Below are 18,263 nucleotides of genomic sequence, written 5' to 3'. Positions count from 1 at the left end.
AACATTAATGTCTAAGATCGTTAAAGTTCTAGGTCGTGAAATTATCGATTCACGTGGTAACCCAACTGTAGAAGCAGAAGTACACCTAGAAGGCGGTTTCGTAGGTATGGCTGCAGCACCATCAGGTGCTTCTACTGGTTCACGCGAAGCTCTTGAGCTACGTGACGGTGACAAATCACGTTTCCTAGGTAAAGGCGTTCTTAAAGCTCTTGAAGCGGTTAACGGCCCAATCGCACAAGCGCTTCTAGGCAAAGATGCGAAAGCACAAGCTGAAATCGATCAAATCATGATCGATCTAGATGGCACTGAAAACAAATCTAACTTCGGTGCAAACGCAATCCTAGCGGTTTCTCTAGCAAACGCAAAAGCAGCAGCTGCTGCAAAAGGCATGCCTCTTTACGAGCACATCGCTGAGCTAAACGGCACTCCTGGCGTATTCTCTATGCCTCTACCAATGATGAACATCATCAACGGTGGTGAGCACGCAGACAACAACGTTGATATCCAAGAATTCATGATTCAACCAGTTGGCGCATCTACTCTTAAAGAAGCACTACGCATCGGTGCGGAAGTATTCCACAACCTAGCAAAAGTTCTTAAGTCTAAAGGCTACAACACTGCTGTTGGTGACGAAGGTGGTTTCGCGCCAAACCTTAAGTCTAACGCAGAAGCACTAGAAGTAATCGCAGAAGCAGTTGCAGCAGCTGGCTACGTTCTAGGTAAAGACGTAACACTTGCTATGGACTGTGCAGCATCTGAGTTCTATGACAAAGAAGCTGGCATCTACAACATGAAAGGCGAAGGCAAAACCTTCACTTCTGAAGAGTTCAACCACTACCTAGCTGGTCTAGTTGAGCAATTCCCTATCAAATCAATCGAAGACGGTCTAGACGAGTCTGATTGGGCTGGTTTCGCACACCAAACTCAACTTCTTGGCGACAAGATCCAACTAGTAGGTGACGATCTATTCGTTACTAACACTAAGATCCTTGCTGAAGGTATCGAGAAAGGTATCGCGAACTCTATCCTTATCAAGTTCAACCAAATCGGTTCTCTAACTGAGACTCTAGCTGCAATCAAGATGGCGAAAGACGCTGGCTACACTGCAGTTATCTCTCACCGTTCTGGCGAAACTGAAGATGCAACTATCGCTGACCTAGCGGTAGGTACTGCTGCCGGCCAAATCAAAACTGGTTCTATGAGCCGTTCTGACCGCGTTGCTAAGTACAACCAATTGATCCGTATCGAAGAAGCTCTAGGTTCTAAAGCGCCTTTCAACGGTCTTAAAGAAGTGAAAGGCCAAGCTTAATTCTTTATTGAATGGCTTAGCTTTTAGCTGAACAAAACGCCTCGCTTTGCGGGGCGTTTTTGTTTTTGCCAGCAGAAGATAAAATTGAGATGGAGCGAGGATGCGCCAGTGCGACATAGACGCTAGCGCCCATGCTGCCTTTATGGCAGGATTAGCCCTCAGTTTTATCGTTCAATCACGGTTGGCTTTGAAGCCTAAGGTAAACACGAGTAATGCGACTGCTGACCCTATTCTTTGCGGCTATATTATTGCTTCTGAGTAGTATTTTGCTCTATGGCAAGAACGGGGTGCGTGATCATCATCAGCTTGAGCAAGATATTGCGCATGAGACGCAAGCTAATGTTGCGTTAAAACAGCGCAACGCACAAATGTGGGCTGAAATTGATGATCTCAAATCAGGCAATGCCGCTATTGAAGAGCGTGCCCGTCATGAGCTTGGCATGATTAAGCCGGATGAAGTCTTTTACCGCGTGATTGAGCCTGAAAGTCATCTTGATGATACAGCCGAGTAATTACCCGTGACACAATCCATTTCTATTGTTGCTGTCGTCCCTGCCGCAGGGATCGGTCAGCGAATGCGTGCGGATATCGCCAAACAATATTTAATGATTGGTGAGCAGACCGTACTTGAGCATACCGTGCATCAATTATTGCGCCACCCACGCGTAGAGCGGGTGGTGATTGCTTTGCATCCCAATGATCAACATTTTGCAACCTTGCCACTTTCAGCGCACCCACAGGTAGAAACTGTCATCGGTGGTGATGAGCGCGATGATTCGGTGCTTGCAGCGTTAGCCAAACTTGCGTCTGATGATTGGGCATTGGTGCATGATGCGGCGCGCCCTTGCGTAGATTTAGCAGATATTGATCAACTGATTCAGCAAGCCACTAACCATCCTGTGGGTGGGATTCTAGCGATGCCAGTGCGCGATACCATGAAGAGTGCTAACGCCCAGCAGTGCAGTGATCATAGTGTGGATCGCAATGGTTTATGGCACGCTTTAACGCCGCAGCTGTTTCCAGCCAAGCAGTTGATTGCCAATATGCAATCAGCGAAAGCGCGTGGTTTACAGCTGACCGATGAAGCTTCAGCATTTGAAGCCAATGGTCTAGCCCCACTGTTAGTAGCTGGACGCGGCGATAATATCAAGATCACCCAACCCGAAGATTTAGCCTTAGCGCAGTTTTATCTAATGCGCCGGGCCCAACAGGAGAGTTAGCGATGCGAATTGGTCATGGCTTTGATGTGCATAAATTTGGTGGTGAAGGCCCAGTGATTATTGGCGGTGTTGCCATACCTTATGAACAAGGCTTGCTGGCTCATTCTGATGGTGATGTTGCTCTGCATGCACTGAGTGATGCGCTATTAGGCGCAATAGCGGCCGGTGATATCGGTAAGCACTTTCCTGATACTGATCCACAATTTAAAGGGGCAGATAGCCGCGCCTTACTGCGCCATGTTTATGCATTGGTGCAAGCAAAAGGCTACCAGCTTGGTAATGCGGATATCACCATCATTGCGCAAGCGCCGAAAATGGCACCCTATATCGAGCAGATGTGCCAAACCATCGCCCTTGATTTAGCCGTTGAGCGCGATCAAATTAATGTCAAAGCAACCACCTCTGAGCAGCTGGGTTTTACCGGTAGAAAAGAGGGGATCGCCACAGAAGCTGTGGTGTTGCTAATGCCTAAACAAGAGAATCAATAATGCAACAAGCATGGCACTATCGCTTTGGCGAGCCAAAGAGCACTGGCAAACTGAAAGCAAAACCAGAACATTTTGTGGTGGTTGAAGAACTGGGTTACGAGTTCACTGGCGAAGGTGAGCACTTGATGGTGCATATTCGCAAAACCGGTGAAAATACCCAATATGTTGCTAATGAGTTAGCAAAGGCCTGCGGTGTTTCATCTCGCGAAGTCAGCTGGGCGGGTTTAAAAGATCGTCATGCCGTGACAGAGCAGTGGCTGAGTGTTCATTTACCAGGACAAGCTGATCCTGATTTGAGTGAATTTGTGGCCACGCACCCAGGTGTAGAAGTGCTGGCGCTGCGTCGTCATAACAAAAAATTGCGTCCTGGCGATCTGCAAGGGAACCGTTTTGAATTGCGTGTGACTGAGCTTGATGCCAAAGAGGATCTCGATGCTCGCTTAAGCCAAATTCGTGATTTAGGTGTACCGAATTATTTTGGTGAGCAGCGTTTTGGTCACGATGGTAACAATGTGACGCAAGCCGTGCGTTGGGGCGCGGGTGAAATTCGAGTTCGTGATAAGAAAAAGCGTAGCTTTTATCTTTCAGCCGCACGTAGTCATCTATTTAATGAAGTGCTTTCTGCTCGTTTGATTGCGGATATGAATTTAGCGCCAATGACCGGCGATCTATTGATTGATGCGCAAGGTCAAACGCAAGCATGGCAAGGTGAGATGCCAGCCGATTGGCTGCTTTCTGGCCCAATGGCGGGTGATAACGCCTTACCAACGCAAGCGGATGCGCAGGCGTTTGAGCAAGCGATTTTGGATCAGTACCCAGAATTATTACAGGTACTGCGTGATAACCGTATGCGCCAAGAGCGCCGTTCCTTGCTACTTTATCCGCAAGCCATGCAATGGTCATGGCAAGAGGGCGATCTGTTGGTTGCCTTTGCGCTGCCTGCGGGTGCTTATGCCACCACCGTGATGCGTGAGCTTGCGCAGCTTACCTCGGAGGATGGCCGTGCATATTCTGCTGAGTAATGATGACGGCATTTTTGCTGAAGGCTTACAGACGCTTGCACAAACAATTGAAACCCATCCTTTGGTTTCGCGTGTGACTGTTGTTGCGCCAGATCGTAATCGTTCTGGCGCCTCAAATTCACTGACCTTAGATCAGCCACTGCGGGTTCGGCAAGTGGCGCTGAATCAATATGCAGTGGAAGGTACGCCCACAGACTGTGTGCATTTTGCATTAAATGAATTGCTCCTGAGCAGTCCGCCAGATTTAGTATTAACAGGCATTAATCATGGTGCCAATCAGGGGGAAGATGTGCTCTATTCCGGCACTGTCGCTGCTGCAACTGAAGGCTTTTTTCTACAATGTCCAGCCATTGCTTTATCTTTGGTGGGCAAACACCATTTTGATACTGCAGCAGCCATTGCTTCGCAATTGGTGACCCGTTGGCTGCAAAATCCGCAGGCGCTAAAGCAAGTTTTGAACGTCAATGTGCCAGATCTGCCTTTGGCGCAAATTCAGGGGATGCAAGTGACCCGCTTGGGTGCACGCCATCGCGCAGAGCCTATGGTGAAACAGCTTGATCCACGTGGACACACCGTCTATTGGTTAGGTCCCCCAGGCGGACGGCAAGATGCGGGTGAAGGCACTGATTTTTACGCTGTCGATCAGGGTTGGGTATCCATTACACCGCTTGATTTAGATTTAACAGCACATCAAGCCATGGCCAATGTGCGCCAGTGGCTCGATTAAAAACAACAATAAGAGAGAACATTCATGGCAGTACCAGGGGATAAGCAGCGCTTGCTTGCTTTTCTTCGTAGCCAAGGGATTCATGATGAAACCTTGTTGGCGAGCATGGCAAATCTTCCGCGAGAGTCATTTGTTGACGAAGCATTTGCCCATCAAGCATATGAAAATAATGCCTTACCGATTGGTTCAGGGCAGACCATTTCACAGCCATATATTGTGGCGAAAATGACCCAGCTTTTGAATTTGAAGCCGACGGATATTGTGTTGGAAATCGGAACTGGCTCAGGCTATCAAACCGCAGTTTTGGCGCAATTGGTGAACCACGTCTTTTCTGTTGAGCGAATAAAGACGCTACAATGGCAAGCGAAACGTCGCTTAAAACAGCTGGATATTCATAATGTCTCAACCCGTCATGGGGATGGCTGGGAAGGCTGGGCTTCAAAAGGACCATTTGATGCGATTTTGGTAACAGCAGCAGCAGCTTACCTTCCGCAGGCGCTCTTAGCTCAGCTCAAAGATGGTGGTGTATTGGTGTTACCTGAGGGTGAGAATGCGCAACAATTGAAGCGCATGACACGCACAGGTGACACATTTGTTACAGAATTGATCGAATCTGTGCATTTTGTACCGCTTGTTGCGGGTGCACTGGGGTAAGTATGAAAAGAAATCGGGGTCGCTTTTGGCTAAAACAATTGGGCTTGGCTAGTATGATTGCTGGCCTTGTGGGCTGTGCACAGTCGCCGGCACCAGTGTCTGGTTTAGGGCCAAATTATGATGATCTTCAGCGCGGTAGTTATCGAGGTAGCTATTACGAAGTGAATCAGGGAGATACCCTTTATTTCATTGCTTACATCACAGATAAAGATGTGCAAGAAATTATAGAAAACAACGATCTTTCATATCCTTACACGATCTATCCGGGACAAAAACTGCGACTTTGGCAAAAAAAGTACGTTTATCCTACTCCTTCTAGAACCACTGCGATCAACTTCTATCCCGATCCAAAAGTTGTAGCGGAATATGTTGGTTCAACTGCGAAAACAACAGCGATCTCAGGGACAATTTCCGTAATCTCGACACCTGTCTCAAATTTAGGTCTTGATTCACCTAAGCCGACTCGTTACTCTGAGCAAACAAAAAATAAACAAACTGTTAACAATAAACCCAAGCCAAGTACTACACAGTCTACGGCGAAGGTGACAGCAGCAGAGAAAAAACCAATGAAGCCGAAACCAGCACCTAAGCCGGCGGTTTCAGGAAAGGTGACCGATTGGCTTTGGCCAACTAAAGGTCGCGTGGTGGTTCGCTTCTCCAATGCTGAACAGGGGAACAAAGGAATTGATATTGCAGGCCGCCGCGGCCAACCCGTTGTAGCAACAGCGAAAGGCGCAGTGGTATATGCCGGCAATGCATTACGAGGCTACGGGAACTTAATTATTATCAAACACAATGATGATTATTTAAGTGCTTATGCCCATAACGAGCGAATTCTGGTGAAGGAAAATCAGCGAGTGGCTGCAGGTGAGCAGATTGCCACCATGGGAAGCTCGGGTTCACAGGATGTTCGCTTACATTTTGAAATTCGCTACAAGGGAAAATCAGTCAACCCACAGCGTTACCTACCTTAACAGATAGCGCAGGGCGGGCTGAGAGAGACAAATTTCGCAGTATTGTCTTGCTATCTGGATACGGGGAGGCGCCTATGAGCCGCAGTAACGCAGTAAAGCAATTAGACACAATCGAGCAACTTGATATCGAGGACATCGAACTAGATACGGAAGAGGAAGTGTCTACTGAGGTGGAATCAGCACAGCAAGATGCCCTCACTACGAAGACCATGGATGCCACTCAGCTTTATCTGGGTGAAATTGGTTACTCTCCACTATTAACCGCCGAAGAAGAAGTGCTCTATGCTCGCCGCGCTTTGCGTGGTGATGAAATTGCACGCAAACGCATGATTGAAAGTAATCTTCGTTTGGTGGTGAAAATCTCTCGCCGATACAGCAATCGAGGTCTGGCACTGCTTGATCTGGTTGAAGAGGGCAATCTTGGTTTGATTCGCGCGGTGGAAAAATTCGATCCGGAGCGTGGATTCCGCTTCTCAACTTATGCCACTTGGTGGATTCGTCAAACCATTGAGCGTGCGATCATGAACCAGACTCGCACGATTCGTTTGCCTATTCATGTGGTTAAAGAGCTTAATGTTTACTTGCGAACGGCGCGTGAGTTATCACAAAAGCTGGATCATGAGCCAACTGCTGAAGATATTGCGATTAGTCTCGATAAGCCAGTGGAAGATGTCAGCAAGATGCTCAAGCTCAATGAACGCATCAGTTCGGTGGACAACCCTATTGGTGGCGATACTGAAAAAGCGCTGCTTGATATTATTCCTGACGAAAATCAGGCGGGTCCTGAGAATGTTACGCAGGATGATGACATCAAAGAATCTATCGTCACTTGGTTGGGTGAGCTTAATGTAAAACAGCGTGAAGTATTGGCGCGTCGTTTTGGCTTGCTAGGTTATGAAGCATCAACATTGGAAGATGTGGGGCGTGAGATTGGATTGACCCGTGAGCGTGTGCGCCAAATTCAGGTTGAAGGTTTGCGCCGCTTGCGTGATATGTTGACCCATCAGGGATTAAATATTGAAGCGATTTTCAATATGTCTTAAGCCCCTATGAAAAGCTTCATATTGATAAAAAGGACGCCTTGGCGTCCTTTTTGCTTTCAGTCATTCGATTCAAGTATGAGTTCAGAGGCTGATTTTTTTCAGGCGATACAGCGCATCCAATGCTTGGCGCGGCGTCATTTCATTAGGGTCAATGGCTGAGAGTGCAATTTCAAGCTCTGAAGGCTCTGCAAATAAGCTGGTTTGCACAGGTTGCGAACTTGCTTGTTGTAAATTGGATTGCGCCGCTGGTAATTCGGCTAAATCACGATTTTCCAATTGATGCAGTTTCATTTTCGCTTGGCGAATGACGGATTTAGGCACACCCGCAAGGGCTGCGACAGCCAGACCATAGGATTTATTGGCCGCACCTTCTTGCACTGCATGCATAAAGGCGATGGTGTCATCGTGCTCTACGGCATCCAGGTGTACGTTTGCAAGACCCTGCATTAATTGTGGTAGCTCAGTGAGTTCAAAATAATGGGTGGCAAAGAGTGTCATTGCACCGATTTCTTTGGCCAGCCATTCCGCGCTTGCCCAAGCCAATGAGAGGCCATCGTAGGTACTGGTACCGCGACCAATCTCATCCATTAACACTAAGCTATGTGCGGTAGCGTTATGTAAGATATTCGCAGTTTCGGTCATTTCGACCATAAAAGTTGAGCGGCCAGAGGCGAGATCGTCCGATGCGCCAATACGGGTAAAGATGCGATCTAAGGGACCCACCACAGCACTTTGCGCCGGGACAAAACTACCGATATGAGCCAGCAATGCAATCAAGGCTGTTTGTCGCATATAGGTTGATTTACCACCCATATTAGGGCCGGTAATGATCAGCATGCGGCGATCAGGTGCGAGCAAAATTGGGTTGGCAATAAAAGGGTCTTGCATCACATGTTCAACCACAGGGTGGCGACCCGCTTCAATCTGAATACCCGGCTCTGTAACTAGGGTCGGTTGACAATAACCCAGTTGGTCCGCACGCTCAGCAAGGTTACAAAGTACATCAAGCTCGGCAATGGCATGGGCTGCATTTTGTAGCATCTCTAGCTCAGGCATCAGTAGATCAAAGAGCGCGTCCCAAAGTTGTTTTTCAATGGCCAAGGCTTTACTCTTTGAGTTGAGCACCTTGTCTTCATGAGCTTTGAGTTCCGGAATAATATAACGCTCAGCATTTTTCAGCGTTTGACGGCGCACATAGTAACTTGGCACCAAGTGGCTTTGCCCTCGACTGACTTGAATGTAGTAACCGTGCACTTGGTTAAAGCCTACTTTCAGGGTATCGATTTGGTGCGTTTCACGCTCGCGAACTTCAAGACGCTCTAAAAATTCGGTGGCACCTGATGCTAAATCGCGCCACTCATCAAGCTCCGCGCTATAGCCGGGGGCTATCACGCCGCCGTCACGAATCACCACTGGCGGGTTTTCGATAATGGCGCGATTTAATAGCTCAGCTACTGCGGGCATCGGCTGAGCTGCGCTGCGTAGTTGCATTAATTGTGGATGTTCAAGTGCTGATAATGTGTCCTGTAGCACAGGGAGTTGATTAAGCGCACTGCGTAAACGCGCCAAATCACGAGGGCGGGCTGAACGTAGTGCCAAGCGTGCGAGAATACGTTCAATATCGCCAATGGGTTTCAGCTCAGGCTGAATACTCTCAAAGTGCAAACCATCTTTAATTTCTGCAATCGCATCAAGTCGGTTTTGACGAGGTTCAATGGCACGAATGGGTTGATGAATCCAACGTTTAAGCAAACGACTACCCATGGCGGTGACCGTACAATCAAGCACGGATGCTAAGGTATTGTCATAACCGCCTGCCAAATTTTGGGTAAGCTCCAAATTGCGGCGCGTAGCGGCATCGAGGATCACGCTGTGATCTTGGCTATCCAGCTGCAGGCTACGAATGTGTGGCAGTGCTGTGCGCTGGGTATCTTTGACATATTGCAATAGGGCGCCAGCCGCACAAATACCTAGGCGATAATCTTCAACGCCAAAGCCGACTAAATCACGGGTGCCAAACTGTTGTAAAAGTTGGTTACGCGCAGTGCTGTATTCAAATTCCCATACGGGCCGACGACGATTGCCGTCACGTTGGCGTAGTAATTCAACAGCGGCTAAATCTTCAGCAAATAGCAGCTCGACTGGATGAGTGCGTTCGAGCTCGGCTTGAATGCGCTCGTCTCCTTGCATTTCACTCAGCAGAAAACGCCCCGAAGTGAGATCTAAGGTGGCATAGCCAAAGTGTTCGCCTTGCTGAACAATGGCGGCAATCAGGTTATCACGACGCTCTGCCAATAAGGCTTCATCGGTTACTGTGCCAGGGGTGACGATACGGACTACTTGGCGCTCGACGGGGCCTTTACTCGTTGCAGGATCGCCAATTTGTTCACAAATCGCGACTGACTCACCTTGCTGGACTAATTTAGCCAGATAGCCTTCGACGGCATGATAAGGAATGCCGGCCATGGGAATTGGCTCGCCAGCTGATTGACCGCGTTTAGTCAGTGAAATATCTAGCAGTTGCGAAGCGCGTTTGGCATCGTCATAGAAGAGTTCGTAGAAATCGCCCATTCGATAAAACAGCAGTATCTCTGGGTGCTCCGCTTTTAAGCGAAGGTACTGCTGCATCATTGGGGTGTGTGATTCTAAAGGGCGAGAGTTGGGCACGAAAAATCCTCGGCGATTGGAAGCAAAGAGACTGCAGGCATCATATTTTTGATAGGCAGAGAAAGCAATGCGAGTCATTCAAAAGGTCAATCTTTATGCGCGAAGCGTTATTTTCTCGCGCTATTTTTGCGTGTCAGTGCGTTGACAATGCTGCGATAGATTTCATGTCTCAGCTATTTTTAAGCAATCAATGGCGCCTAATTTTTACTGCTCTCTCGCGTTTATTGTAAACAGTGAGGGGATGTCTTTTTTCTTCAATTGAAGCTGCTACACTGAGCGCAAAAAGGAGTTGAATGAGATGAATCATCAAGGACAACAGCTGGCGCAGCTACTTTTGGCTAAGCAATGGCAAATGGCCACTGCTGAGTCATGTACCGGTGGTGGTGTCGCCATGGCATTGACCGATATCGCAGGAAGTTCAGCTTGGTTTGATCGCGCGTTTGTTACCTATAGCAATGAAGCGAAAACTCAAATGCTTGGCGTGAGTGAAGCGCTTATTAGTCGCCATGGCGCGGTGAGTGATGCCGTCGTCCGTGCAATGGCACAGGGGGCCATTACCCACTCCAATGCAAAACTCACGGTATCGATTAGTGGCATTGCCGGCCCTGGTGGCGGCAGTGACGAAAAGCCTGTGGGCACCGTATGGTTTGCCTGGGCTGATCATGCTGGCTGGGTGAAAAGTCAATGTCAGCACTTTACTGGCGATCGCCAAGCAGTACGTCAACAAGCAGTTGCCTATGCCATCGCAGGCTGCTGTGAACGACTCACAGAGTTGAGTTAATCTGCTGAAAAATATCGAATCAATCAAATTTTGAAAAAAACAGGCGGTCAGGACTAGACACTGTATAAGTAGACAGTATACTTAACAGCAATTCACAGATTGTCGGTTCCCCCTCGGAGAGTCAAATGGATAGCAACAAAGAAAAAGCGTTAGCTGCGGCCCTAGGCCAGATCGAAAAACAATTTGGTAAAGGTTCTATCATGCGTTTAGGTGATAACCGTACCATGGATGTAGAAACCATCTCGACTGGTTCATTGGCCTTGGATATCGCTTTAGGTGCTGGTGGCTTACCGATGGGGCGTATTTGCGAAATCTACGGCCCTGAATCTTCAGGTAAAACAACCTTGACTCTTGAGCTGATTGCTTCAGCGCAACGCCAAGGTAAAACCTGTGCCTTTATCGATGCTGAGCATGCCTTGGATCCAATCTATGCGCAGAAATTGGGCGTGAATATCGACCAGCTATTGGTGTCACAGCCAGATACTGGTGAGCAAGCACTTGAGATTTGTGATGCTTTGGCTCGTTCGGGCGCGGTGGATGTGATTGTTGTTGACTCCGTTGCAGCGCTTACACCAAAAGCTGAAATCGAAGGTGAGATGGGTGACAGCCACATGGGTCTGCAAGCGCGTATGCTATCGCAAGCGATGCGTAAATTGACGGGTAACCTGAAACAGTCCAACTGTATGTGTATTTTCATCAACCAAATCCGTATGAAGATTGGTGTGATGTTTGGTAACCCAGAAACCACTACCGGTGGTAATGCACTGAAATTCTATGCTTCTGTTCGTTTGGACATTCGTCGTACTGGCTCGATTAAAGAGGGCGATGAGGTTGTTGGTAACGAAACCCGCATTAAAGTAGTGAAGAACAAAATTGCGGCACCATTTAAACAAGCGGATACACAAATTCTTTACGGCCAAGGCTTTAACCGTTTGGGTGAACTCATTGACCTGGGTGTGAAGCATAAATTTGTTGATAAAGCGGGTGCTTGGTATAGCTATCAAGGCGATAAAATCGGTCAAGGTAAAGCCAATGCTTGTAAATACCTTGCTGATAATCCAGCGATTTCAGATGCTTTGGACAAATCACTTCGTGAATTGTTGCTGCAGCCGCAAACCGCTTCAGCGCAGGCAACAGAAGCTGAAGTGGAATCACCTGAGTCTGAAGAAGGGGAAGCCTTCTGAGTCGTTGGCAAAATCCACGCGATGCGGCAATCAACTATCTGTCGCGTCGTGAACATAGCCAAGCCGAACTGCGCAGTAAACTGCGCAGTTTGCATTTTGGCGAAACGGAAATTGAACTTGCCCTACAAAGTTGCATTGAACACCGTTACCTTGATGATCAGCGCTATGGCGAAATGTTGATTCGTCATGGTCAAGATAAAGGCCATGGTGTCCAACGTATTCGTCAGCAAATGCAGCAAAAAGGGTTGGCGCAAGATTTAATAGAATCGCTTCTAGCGCATTGTGAGGTCGATTGGTTTGAACTGGCAAGAGCGACCTATTTGCGAAAATATTCGCAGTGGGGGGAATGTTTGCCAACGCCGATTGTTGATGCCAAGGATCGCAGCAAGCGAATGCGTTTTTTACTCTATCGCGGGTTTAGTTTTGACCAAGTACAGTATGCGCTAGAGATACATCGTGAATCTGAATAAACACCGCCTCATGTGGTGTTTTTTTATATCAAAAAAAAGAAAGCCTTGCTTCGGCCTTTCGTGCATTGTCTTGCTGCCAGCAAATGAAGGGGAAATTGGCGAGAAATCTAGTAGAAATGGTTAAAAAGCTCCCGCATTGGCAAAGGTTGATTTACAATGTTGGCCGAAAAAATTTCTAACAGCGTCTATATCGTCGCAGAGCGACCTGTTGAAGACCATAACCAGTTTAGGATTTGCCAATGTACATGAGCACAGATGAGGTTCGTAATGCGTACCTCAAGTTCTTTGAAAGCAAAGGACACCAGATCGTCGACAGTTCATCGTTAGTACCGCATAACGATCCAACCCTGCTTTTTACCAATGCAGGTATGAACCAATTTAAAGATTGTTTCTTAGGTTTGGAAAAACGCGCCTACACACGAGCAACGACTGCACAACGCTGTGTTCGTGCCGGTGGTAAGCACAACGATCTAGAAAACGTTGGTTTTACAGCTCGTCACCATACCTTCTTTGAAATGCTAGGTAACTTCAGCTTTGGTGATTACTTCAAAGATGATGCGATTAGCTATGCATGGGAATTCCTGACTGAAATTCTAAAACTGCCAAAAGAGCGTTTGTTGGTGACTGTTTATCAGACCGATGATGAGGCTTTTGATATCTGGAATAAAAAAATTGGTATTCCAGCTGAGCGCATCGTTCGCATTGGCGATAAAGAAGGTGGTAAAGCCTATGAGTCAGATAACTTCTGGCAAATGGGTGACACTGGCCCATGTGGTCCATGTACCGAGATTTTCTATGATCACGGCGACCACATCTGGGGTGGTCCTCCAGGTTCTGCAGAGGAAGATGGCGACCGCTTTATTGAAATCTGGAACAACGTATTTATGCAGTTCAATCGCCATGCCGATGGCACCATGGAGCCGCTACCACAACCTTCGGTAGATACAGGCATGGGGATTGAGCGTATCTCTGCCATCATGCAGGGTGTGCATTCAAACTATGAAATTGATGTTTTCCAAACATTGATCAAAGCCGCTGCAGAAGTGACAGGTTGTGATGACCTTTCTAATCAATCACTACGCGTTATTGCTGACCATATTCGTTCATGTTCATTCTTGATTGTGGACGGTGTGATGCCTTCAAATGAAGGTCGTGGCTATGTGCTACGTCGCATTATTCGTCGCGCAGTGCGTCACGGTAACAAAGTGGGTGCACAAGGTGCATTCTTCCATAAATTGGTCGGCGTGCTGGCTGAGGTAATGGGCTCTGCGGGTCAAGAACTCAAACGCCAGCAAGCTGTGGTTGAGAAAGTGCTTCGTATCGAAGAAGAAAACTTTGGTCGCACGCTCGAGCGCGGCATGGCGATCCTGAATGATGCACTTGATAACCTTGACGGTAAAGTGCTGGACGGCGAAACCGTATTCAAACTTTATGATACCTACGGCTTCCCTGCTGATTTGACCAATGATGTAGCGCGCGAGCGTGACTTTAGCATCGATGAAGTTGGCTTTGAAAAAGCCATGGAAGAGCAGCGTCAACGTGCACGTGAAGCGGGCCAATTTGGTACCGATTACAACGCCGCAATCAAAACAGAAGCGCAAACAGAATTCTGCGGCTACGCCGGTACTGAAGGTGAGAGCGCTGTGGTTGCGATGTTCGTTGAAGGCCAAGAAGTCGATGCACTATCTGCGGGTGATAAAGCGATTTTGATTCTTGATCAAACACCTTTCTATGCAGAGTCAGGCGGCCAGTGTGGCGATGCGGGTGTGATCAATACTGAATCAGGTTTGTTCAAAGTTGAAGATACTCAAAAGCTTGGTAATGCCATTGCGCATCACGGCGAGTTGACTGAAGGCGTCATGGCGAAAGGTGACAAAGCCAATGCATTGGTGAATGCTGCGCGCCGCGCCGCTATTACCTTGAACCACTCTGCAACACACTTGCTTCACGCTGCACTACGTAAAGTATTGGGTGAGCACGTTACTCAGAAGGGCTCACTTGTAAAAGCTGAAAATCTACGTTTTGACTTCTCGCACCTTGAGGGTGTGACCGCAGCTGAGCTGAAAGAAGTTGAGCGCATGGTTAACGCTGAAGTGCGCCGTAACCACAGTATTGAAACCAATATCATGGATATTGAGTCAGCCAAACAAAAAGGTGCGATGGCACTGTTTGGTGAAAAGTATGACGAGCAAGTTCGCGTACTGTCCATGGGTGATTTCTCAACTGAGCTATGTGGCGGTGTTCACGCATCAAGTACAGGTGATATCGGCCTATTTAAGATCACTTCTGAAAGTGGTATTGCAGCAGGTATTCGTCGTATTGAAGCGGTGACTGGTGAAGCTGCGCTGGATTACTTGGATGGTCAAGCGGCGAAAGCTGAGCTGAAGCTTGATGAAGCTGCAGTCAAAGCAAAAGCGCTTGAAAAAGAGATCGCACAGCTCAAAGATAAACTTGCAGCAGCAGCCAGCGCTAAGCTGACTGACAAAGTACAAGAGATCAATGGCGTGAAAGTGCTGGTTGCCAAACTTGATGGTGCGGATAACAAGGCATTGCGCGGTATGGTTGACGATCTGAAAAACCAAATGGGTAGCGGTGTGATCATGCTGGGCAATGTCAGCGAAGGCAAAGTTGGCCTGATTGCTGGCGTGACCAAAGATTTGATCGGCAAAGTGAAAGCGGGTGATTTGGTGAACCTTGTGGCCCAACAAGTCGGTGGTAAAGGCGGCGGTCGTCCAGATATGGCGCAAGCTGGCGGTACTGATGCGGCAGCATTGCCACAGGCATTGGATTCAGTGGTGCCTTGGTTGACTGAACAACTCTAATCGGAGTGATTGCACATCGTGTCTCGTCTGGTTCTTAAATTTGGTGGTACCTCAGTGGGCTCGCTTGAGCGCATTGAGGCGGTTGCAGAGCAGGTGATGGCCCTTCGTTCGCTAGGGCATCAATTGGTGGTGGTGGTTTCCGCAATGGCAGGAGAAACCAATCGCTTGGTTGAGATGGCTTATCGCCTATCTGCGACGCCCAATCCTCGAGAGCTGGATATGCTAATGGCGACGGGGGAGCAAGTCTCGATGTCGTTATTGGCCACTGTGTTGAGTGCGCGTGGTTGCCCTGCGCGCTCTTTTACTGGGGGGCAGGCTGGTATTGTCACCTCATCAGTGCACGGTGGTGCAATGATTGAAAATATCGACACAGCTGCACTTGAAGCCAACTTAGCTGAAGGTGCGGTTGCGATTGTCGCGGGATTTCAGGGCTGTGATGCCATGGGGGAGATTACCACCCTGGGGCGTGGTGGCTCAGATTATACTGCGGTTGCACTAGCGGCTGCTTTGGCGGCTGATGAGTGCCAAATTTTTACTGACGTGGATGGCGTTTATAGCGCAGATCCCCGCATCGTACCGAGTGCGGTACGTCATGACTGTATTCGCTTTACCGATATGCTGGCAATGGCTGAGCATGGCGCTAAGGTGTTGCAGTATCAGTCAGTGCATAGCGCTTATGAGTTGAATGTTCCGCTGCGCGTCTTATCCTCATTTACCGCCGGTCATAGTACCTTGGTCACCTTTGATCATCTCTGTCCGGTGAAACCCATTGCTGGCCTTGCGGGTGTCGCTCAATTACTAATCACAATTCCATCAAAATATCTGATTGAATTTAGAACGAATTTGACGGAACTAAACCTTCAGTTTCAACTCTTACAAGAGCAAGCTGATGACGTGACGTTAATCGTTTGTGACTCAGATGAAGGCAAAATTCCGCTAGAGTTAAAACAAAGAATACGTCATATTATCAAGGTGTTTACATTATCAATTGTGGGACAGAGTGCGGAAACGATTCGTCATCATGCAATTGAGGCACTATCTTTACAGGGTATTGCGGTACACCAGTACTCATTAGCGGACAGTCGATTAAGTCTGACGGTTGATAGCGATGACTATCCGCAGGCTGCAACTTTACTTCATGAAAAGTTTGTGGTTTGTGACGAATTTATAGATAATGCGCCGCTTCTCGCGGTATCTTAAGCAGGAATCGCTTGCCGCTGCTAATGGAAGAAACGATATAACGTTGATTCGTTATCCATAATAAGACTGAGATAACTCAAGGAGCAGACTCATGCTAATTTTGACTCGTCGCGTTGGTGAAACGCTGATGATTGGTGACGAAGTAACAGTCACTGTGCTTGGTGTAAAAGGCAACCAAGTTCGTATCGGTGTGAATGCACCAAAAGAAGTTTCCGTTCACCGTGAAGAAATCTATATGCGAATTCAAGCGGAGAAAGGTACCGATAGTACAAATCAAGGTAACTTCTAAAGAGATGGGTCAGCAAATGCTGGCCTTCTTTTTGCCTGTCATTTAGCAATATCTTTTCTTCTCGTCAGTGTGACTGACTTCTCTTTTTTAAATAAATTGTTCAAAATCGCAACCAATTGAGTGCAAAGTGCGCAACCGTGCATTTGTTCTAGAGTTTTTGCCAGAAAGTGTTTGACATATTTTGGCCTCACAGTAATATGTGCCTCCGCAAGATGGTGAGGTGGCCGAGAGGCCGAAGGCGCTCCCCTGCTAAGGGAGTATACGGTTTGTAGCCGTATCGAGGGTTCGAATCCCTCCCTCACCGCCATTCTTGCGTCGCTTCAATTTATTGAAGCGTTGCGCGCTCGTAGCTCAGCTGGATAGAGTACCTGGCTACGAACCAGGCGGTCGGAGGTTCGAATCCTCCCGAGCGCGCCATTATTTTTTTGATAAGCTTTGGCTTGTTGAATACAAAATTTAAAAGATTTCTGCGCGCTCGTAGCTCAGCTGGATAGAGTACCTGGCTACGAACCAGGCGGTCGGAGGTTCGAATCCTCCCGAGCGCGCCATTCTTTTCTCAATTCGTATAGCACGGATTGATTTTAAAATTTAAAGATTTCTGCGCGCTCGTAGCTCAGCTGGATAGAGTACCTGGCTACGAACCAGGCGGTCGGAGGTTCGAATCCTCCCGAGCGCGCCATTCTTTTCTCAATTCGTATAGCACGGATTGATTTTAAAATTTAAAGATTTCTGCGCGCTCGTAGCTCAGCTGGATAGAGTACCTGGCTACGAACCAGGCGGTCGGAGGTTCGAATCCTCCCGAGCGCGCCATTCTTTCTCGACTTATTTCAATAAGTTGAATAGAATACATGAATTCTGCGCGCTCGTAGCTCAGCTGGATAGAGTACCTGGCTACGAACCAGGCGGTCGGAGGTTCGAATCCTCCCGAGCGCGCCATTATTTGTGTGGTGAGGTGGCCGAGAGGCCGAAGGCGCTCCCCTGCTAAGGGAGTATACGGTTTGTAGCCGTATCGAGGGTTCGAATCCCTCCCTCACCGCCATCCCTTTTTAGATTTGCGCGCTCGTAGCTCAGCTGGATAGAGTACCTGGCTACGAACCAGGCGGTCGGAGGTTCGAATCCTCCCGAGCGCGCCATTCTTACAAAACCCAGTCTTCGGACTGGGTTTTTTTATATCTATTGATTCTCCGTTGTCCCAATTCTTATCTATTTATCAATTTCTTACATTTTCATCTCTGCTTGGAACGCGCTGTTTTTCTGCACTTTTTCGTACGGTTTTGTCGTGATATTTCCTGATCTGTATCAATTCGAATTTTTTTATTTGAGCAAATGAAAGGAACTGTGAGGTGGATTGAACGTTTTTCAGTCGTTTCTTGGTACTCTAGTTGCTTAAAAGAGCAGCGAATGCAACAAAAA

Annotated in this window: 16 protein-coding genes and 8 tRNA genes; 23 read left to right on the top strand and 1 reads right to left on the bottom strand. The window is 47.9% G+C overall.

The window, feature by feature from the left end; all coding sequences use genetic code 11:
• Nucleotides 1-7: 7 nt before the first annotated feature.
• The 9 genes from eno to rpoS all read left to right on the top strand — a co-directional run bounded on the left by eno (nucleotide 8) and on the right by rpoS (nucleotide 7,437).
• Complete coding sequence (gene eno / locus L9P36_RS11240; protein WP_237466873.1) at nucleotides 8-1,309, top strand: phosphopyruvate hydratase; 1,302 nt, start codon at nucleotides 8-10, stop codon at nucleotides 1,307-1,309.
• Between the two features lie 212 nt (nucleotides 1,310-1,521).
• Entirely contained in the window at nucleotides 1,522-1,821 is a 300-nt protein-coding gene (gene ftsB / locus L9P36_RS11235) for a cell division protein FtsB (protein ID WP_237466871.1), read from the top strand.
• Between the two features lie 6 nt (nucleotides 1,822-1,827).
• The gene (gene ispD, locus L9P36_RS11230; protein WP_237466869.1) at nucleotides 1,828-2,529 is read left to right on the top strand and encodes a 2-C-methyl-D-erythritol 4-phosphate cytidylyltransferase; all 702 of its coding nucleotides are present in this window, start codon (nucleotides 1,828-1,830) and stop codon (nucleotides 2,527-2,529) included.
• A gap of 2 nt (nucleotides 2,530-2,531) precedes the next feature.
• On the top strand, nucleotides 2,532-3,017 hold the full coding sequence (gene ispF / locus L9P36_RS11225) for a 2-C-methyl-D-erythritol 2,4-cyclodiphosphate synthase (RefSeq protein WP_237466868.1): 486 nt from the start codon (nucleotides 2,532-2,534) through the stop codon (nucleotides 3,015-3,017).
• Entirely contained in the window at nucleotides 3,017-4,039 is a 1,023-nt protein-coding gene (gene truD / locus L9P36_RS11220) for a tRNA pseudouridine(13) synthase TruD (protein WP_237466865.1), read from the top strand. Before ispF ends, truD begins: the two co-directional genes overlap by 1 nt.
• Entirely contained in the window at nucleotides 4,020-4,766 is a 747-nt protein-coding gene (surE, locus tag L9P36_RS11215) for a 5'/3'-nucleotidase SurE (RefSeq protein WP_237466863.1), read from the top strand. Before truD ends, surE begins: the two co-directional genes overlap by 20 nt.
• Nucleotides 4,767-4,790: 24 nt before the next feature.
• Nucleotides 4,791-5,420: a protein-L-isoaspartate(D-aspartate) O-methyltransferase gene (locus L9P36_RS11210; protein WP_237466862.1), complete on the top strand. Its 630-nt coding sequence runs from the start codon at nucleotides 4,791-4,793 to the stop codon at nucleotides 5,418-5,420.
• A 2-nt stretch (nucleotides 5,421-5,422) separates the two neighbouring features.
• Nucleotides 5,423-6,394, top strand: coding sequence for a peptidoglycan DD-metalloendopeptidase family protein (locus tag L9P36_RS11205; protein WP_237466860.1), 972 nt, complete (start codon nucleotides 5,423-5,425; stop codon nucleotides 6,392-6,394).
• Between the two features lie 74 nt (nucleotides 6,395-6,468).
• Entirely contained in the window at nucleotides 6,469-7,437 is a 969-nt protein-coding gene (gene rpoS, locus L9P36_RS11200; RefSeq protein ID WP_237466859.1) for an RNA polymerase sigma factor RpoS, read from the top strand.
• 81 nt (nucleotides 7,438-7,518) lie between these two features.
• On the opposite strand, the gene mutS is transcribed toward rpoS, so the two are convergent.
• A complete protein-coding gene (gene mutS, locus L9P36_RS11195) occupies nucleotides 7,519-10,068 on the bottom strand; it encodes a DNA mismatch repair protein MutS (protein WP_237467918.1) in 2,550 nt (849 codons plus the stop codon).
• 334 nt (nucleotides 10,069-10,402) lie between these two features.
• On the opposite strand from mutS, the gene L9P36_RS11190 reads away from it, so the two are divergent.
• The 14 genes from L9P36_RS11190 (at nucleotide 10,403) to L9P36_RS11125 (ending at nucleotide 17,983) form a co-directional block, all read left to right on the top strand.
• On the top strand, nucleotides 10,403-10,885 hold the full coding sequence (locus tag L9P36_RS11190) for a CinA family protein (RefSeq protein ID WP_237466857.1): 483 nt from the start codon (nucleotides 10,403-10,405) through the stop codon (nucleotides 10,883-10,885).
• A 125-nt stretch (nucleotides 10,886-11,010) separates the two neighbouring features.
• Nucleotides 11,011-12,069: a recombinase RecA gene (recA, locus tag L9P36_RS11185; protein WP_237466855.1), complete on the top strand. Its 1,059-nt coding sequence runs from the start codon at nucleotides 11,011-11,013 to the stop codon at nucleotides 12,067-12,069.
• On the top strand, nucleotides 12,066-12,539 hold the full coding sequence (locus L9P36_RS11180; protein ID WP_435532780.1) for a regulatory protein RecX: 474 nt from the start codon (nucleotides 12,066-12,068) through the stop codon (nucleotides 12,537-12,539). Before recA ends, L9P36_RS11180 begins: the two co-directional genes overlap by 4 nt.
• A 239-nt stretch (nucleotides 12,540-12,778) precedes the next feature.
• Nucleotides 12,779-15,361 carry an alanine--tRNA ligase gene (alaS, locus tag L9P36_RS11175; protein WP_237466852.1) on the top strand — a complete coding sequence of 861 codons (2,583 nt, stop codon included), beginning with the start codon at nucleotides 12,779-12,781 and terminating at the stop codon, nucleotides 15,359-15,361.
• 18 nt (nucleotides 15,362-15,379) lie between these two features.
• Complete coding sequence (locus L9P36_RS11170; RefSeq protein ID WP_237466850.1) at nucleotides 15,380-16,561, top strand: aspartate kinase; 1,182 nt, start codon at nucleotides 15,380-15,382, stop codon at nucleotides 16,559-16,561.
• Nucleotides 16,562-16,652: 91 nt separating this feature from the next.
• Nucleotides 16,653-16,850: a carbon storage regulator CsrA gene (csrA, locus tag L9P36_RS11165; protein ID WP_237466848.1), complete on the top strand. Its 198-nt coding sequence runs from the start codon at nucleotides 16,653-16,655 to the stop codon at nucleotides 16,848-16,850.
• A gap of 214 nt (nucleotides 16,851-17,064) precedes the next feature.
• Nucleotides 17,065-17,157, top strand: a tRNA-Ser gene (locus L9P36_RS11160).
• A gap of 33 nt (nucleotides 17,158-17,190) precedes the next feature.
• Nucleotides 17,191-17,267 (top strand) — tRNA-Arg (locus tag L9P36_RS11155).
• A gap of 54 nt (nucleotides 17,268-17,321) precedes the next feature.
• Nucleotides 17,322-17,398: transfer RNA gene (locus L9P36_RS11150), tRNA-Arg, on the top strand.
• A 54-nt stretch (nucleotides 17,399-17,452) separates the two neighbouring features.
• Nucleotides 17,453-17,529: transfer RNA gene (locus L9P36_RS11145), tRNA-Arg, on the top strand.
• Between the two features lie 54 nt (nucleotides 17,530-17,583).
• Nucleotides 17,584-17,660, top strand: a tRNA-Arg gene (locus L9P36_RS11140).
• Nucleotides 17,661-17,709: 49 nt separating this feature from the next.
• Nucleotides 17,710-17,786, top strand: a tRNA-Arg gene (locus L9P36_RS11135).
• A 10-nt stretch (nucleotides 17,787-17,796) separates the two neighbouring features.
• Nucleotides 17,797-17,889, top strand: a tRNA-Ser gene (locus L9P36_RS11130).
• Nucleotides 17,890-17,906: 17 nt separating this feature from the next.
• Nucleotides 17,907-17,983: transfer RNA gene (locus tag L9P36_RS11125), tRNA-Arg, on the top strand.
• Nucleotides 17,984-18,263 lie beyond the last annotated feature (280 nt).

The organism is Vibrio stylophorae (assembly GCF_921293875.1).
GTDB classification, from domain to species: domain Bacteria; phylum Pseudomonadota; class Gammaproteobacteria; order Enterobacterales; family Vibrionaceae; genus Vibrio_A; species Vibrio_A stylophorae.
Note: the sequence above shows the minus strand (reverse complement) of the source record. Positions and strands in the feature narration are given on the sequence as shown.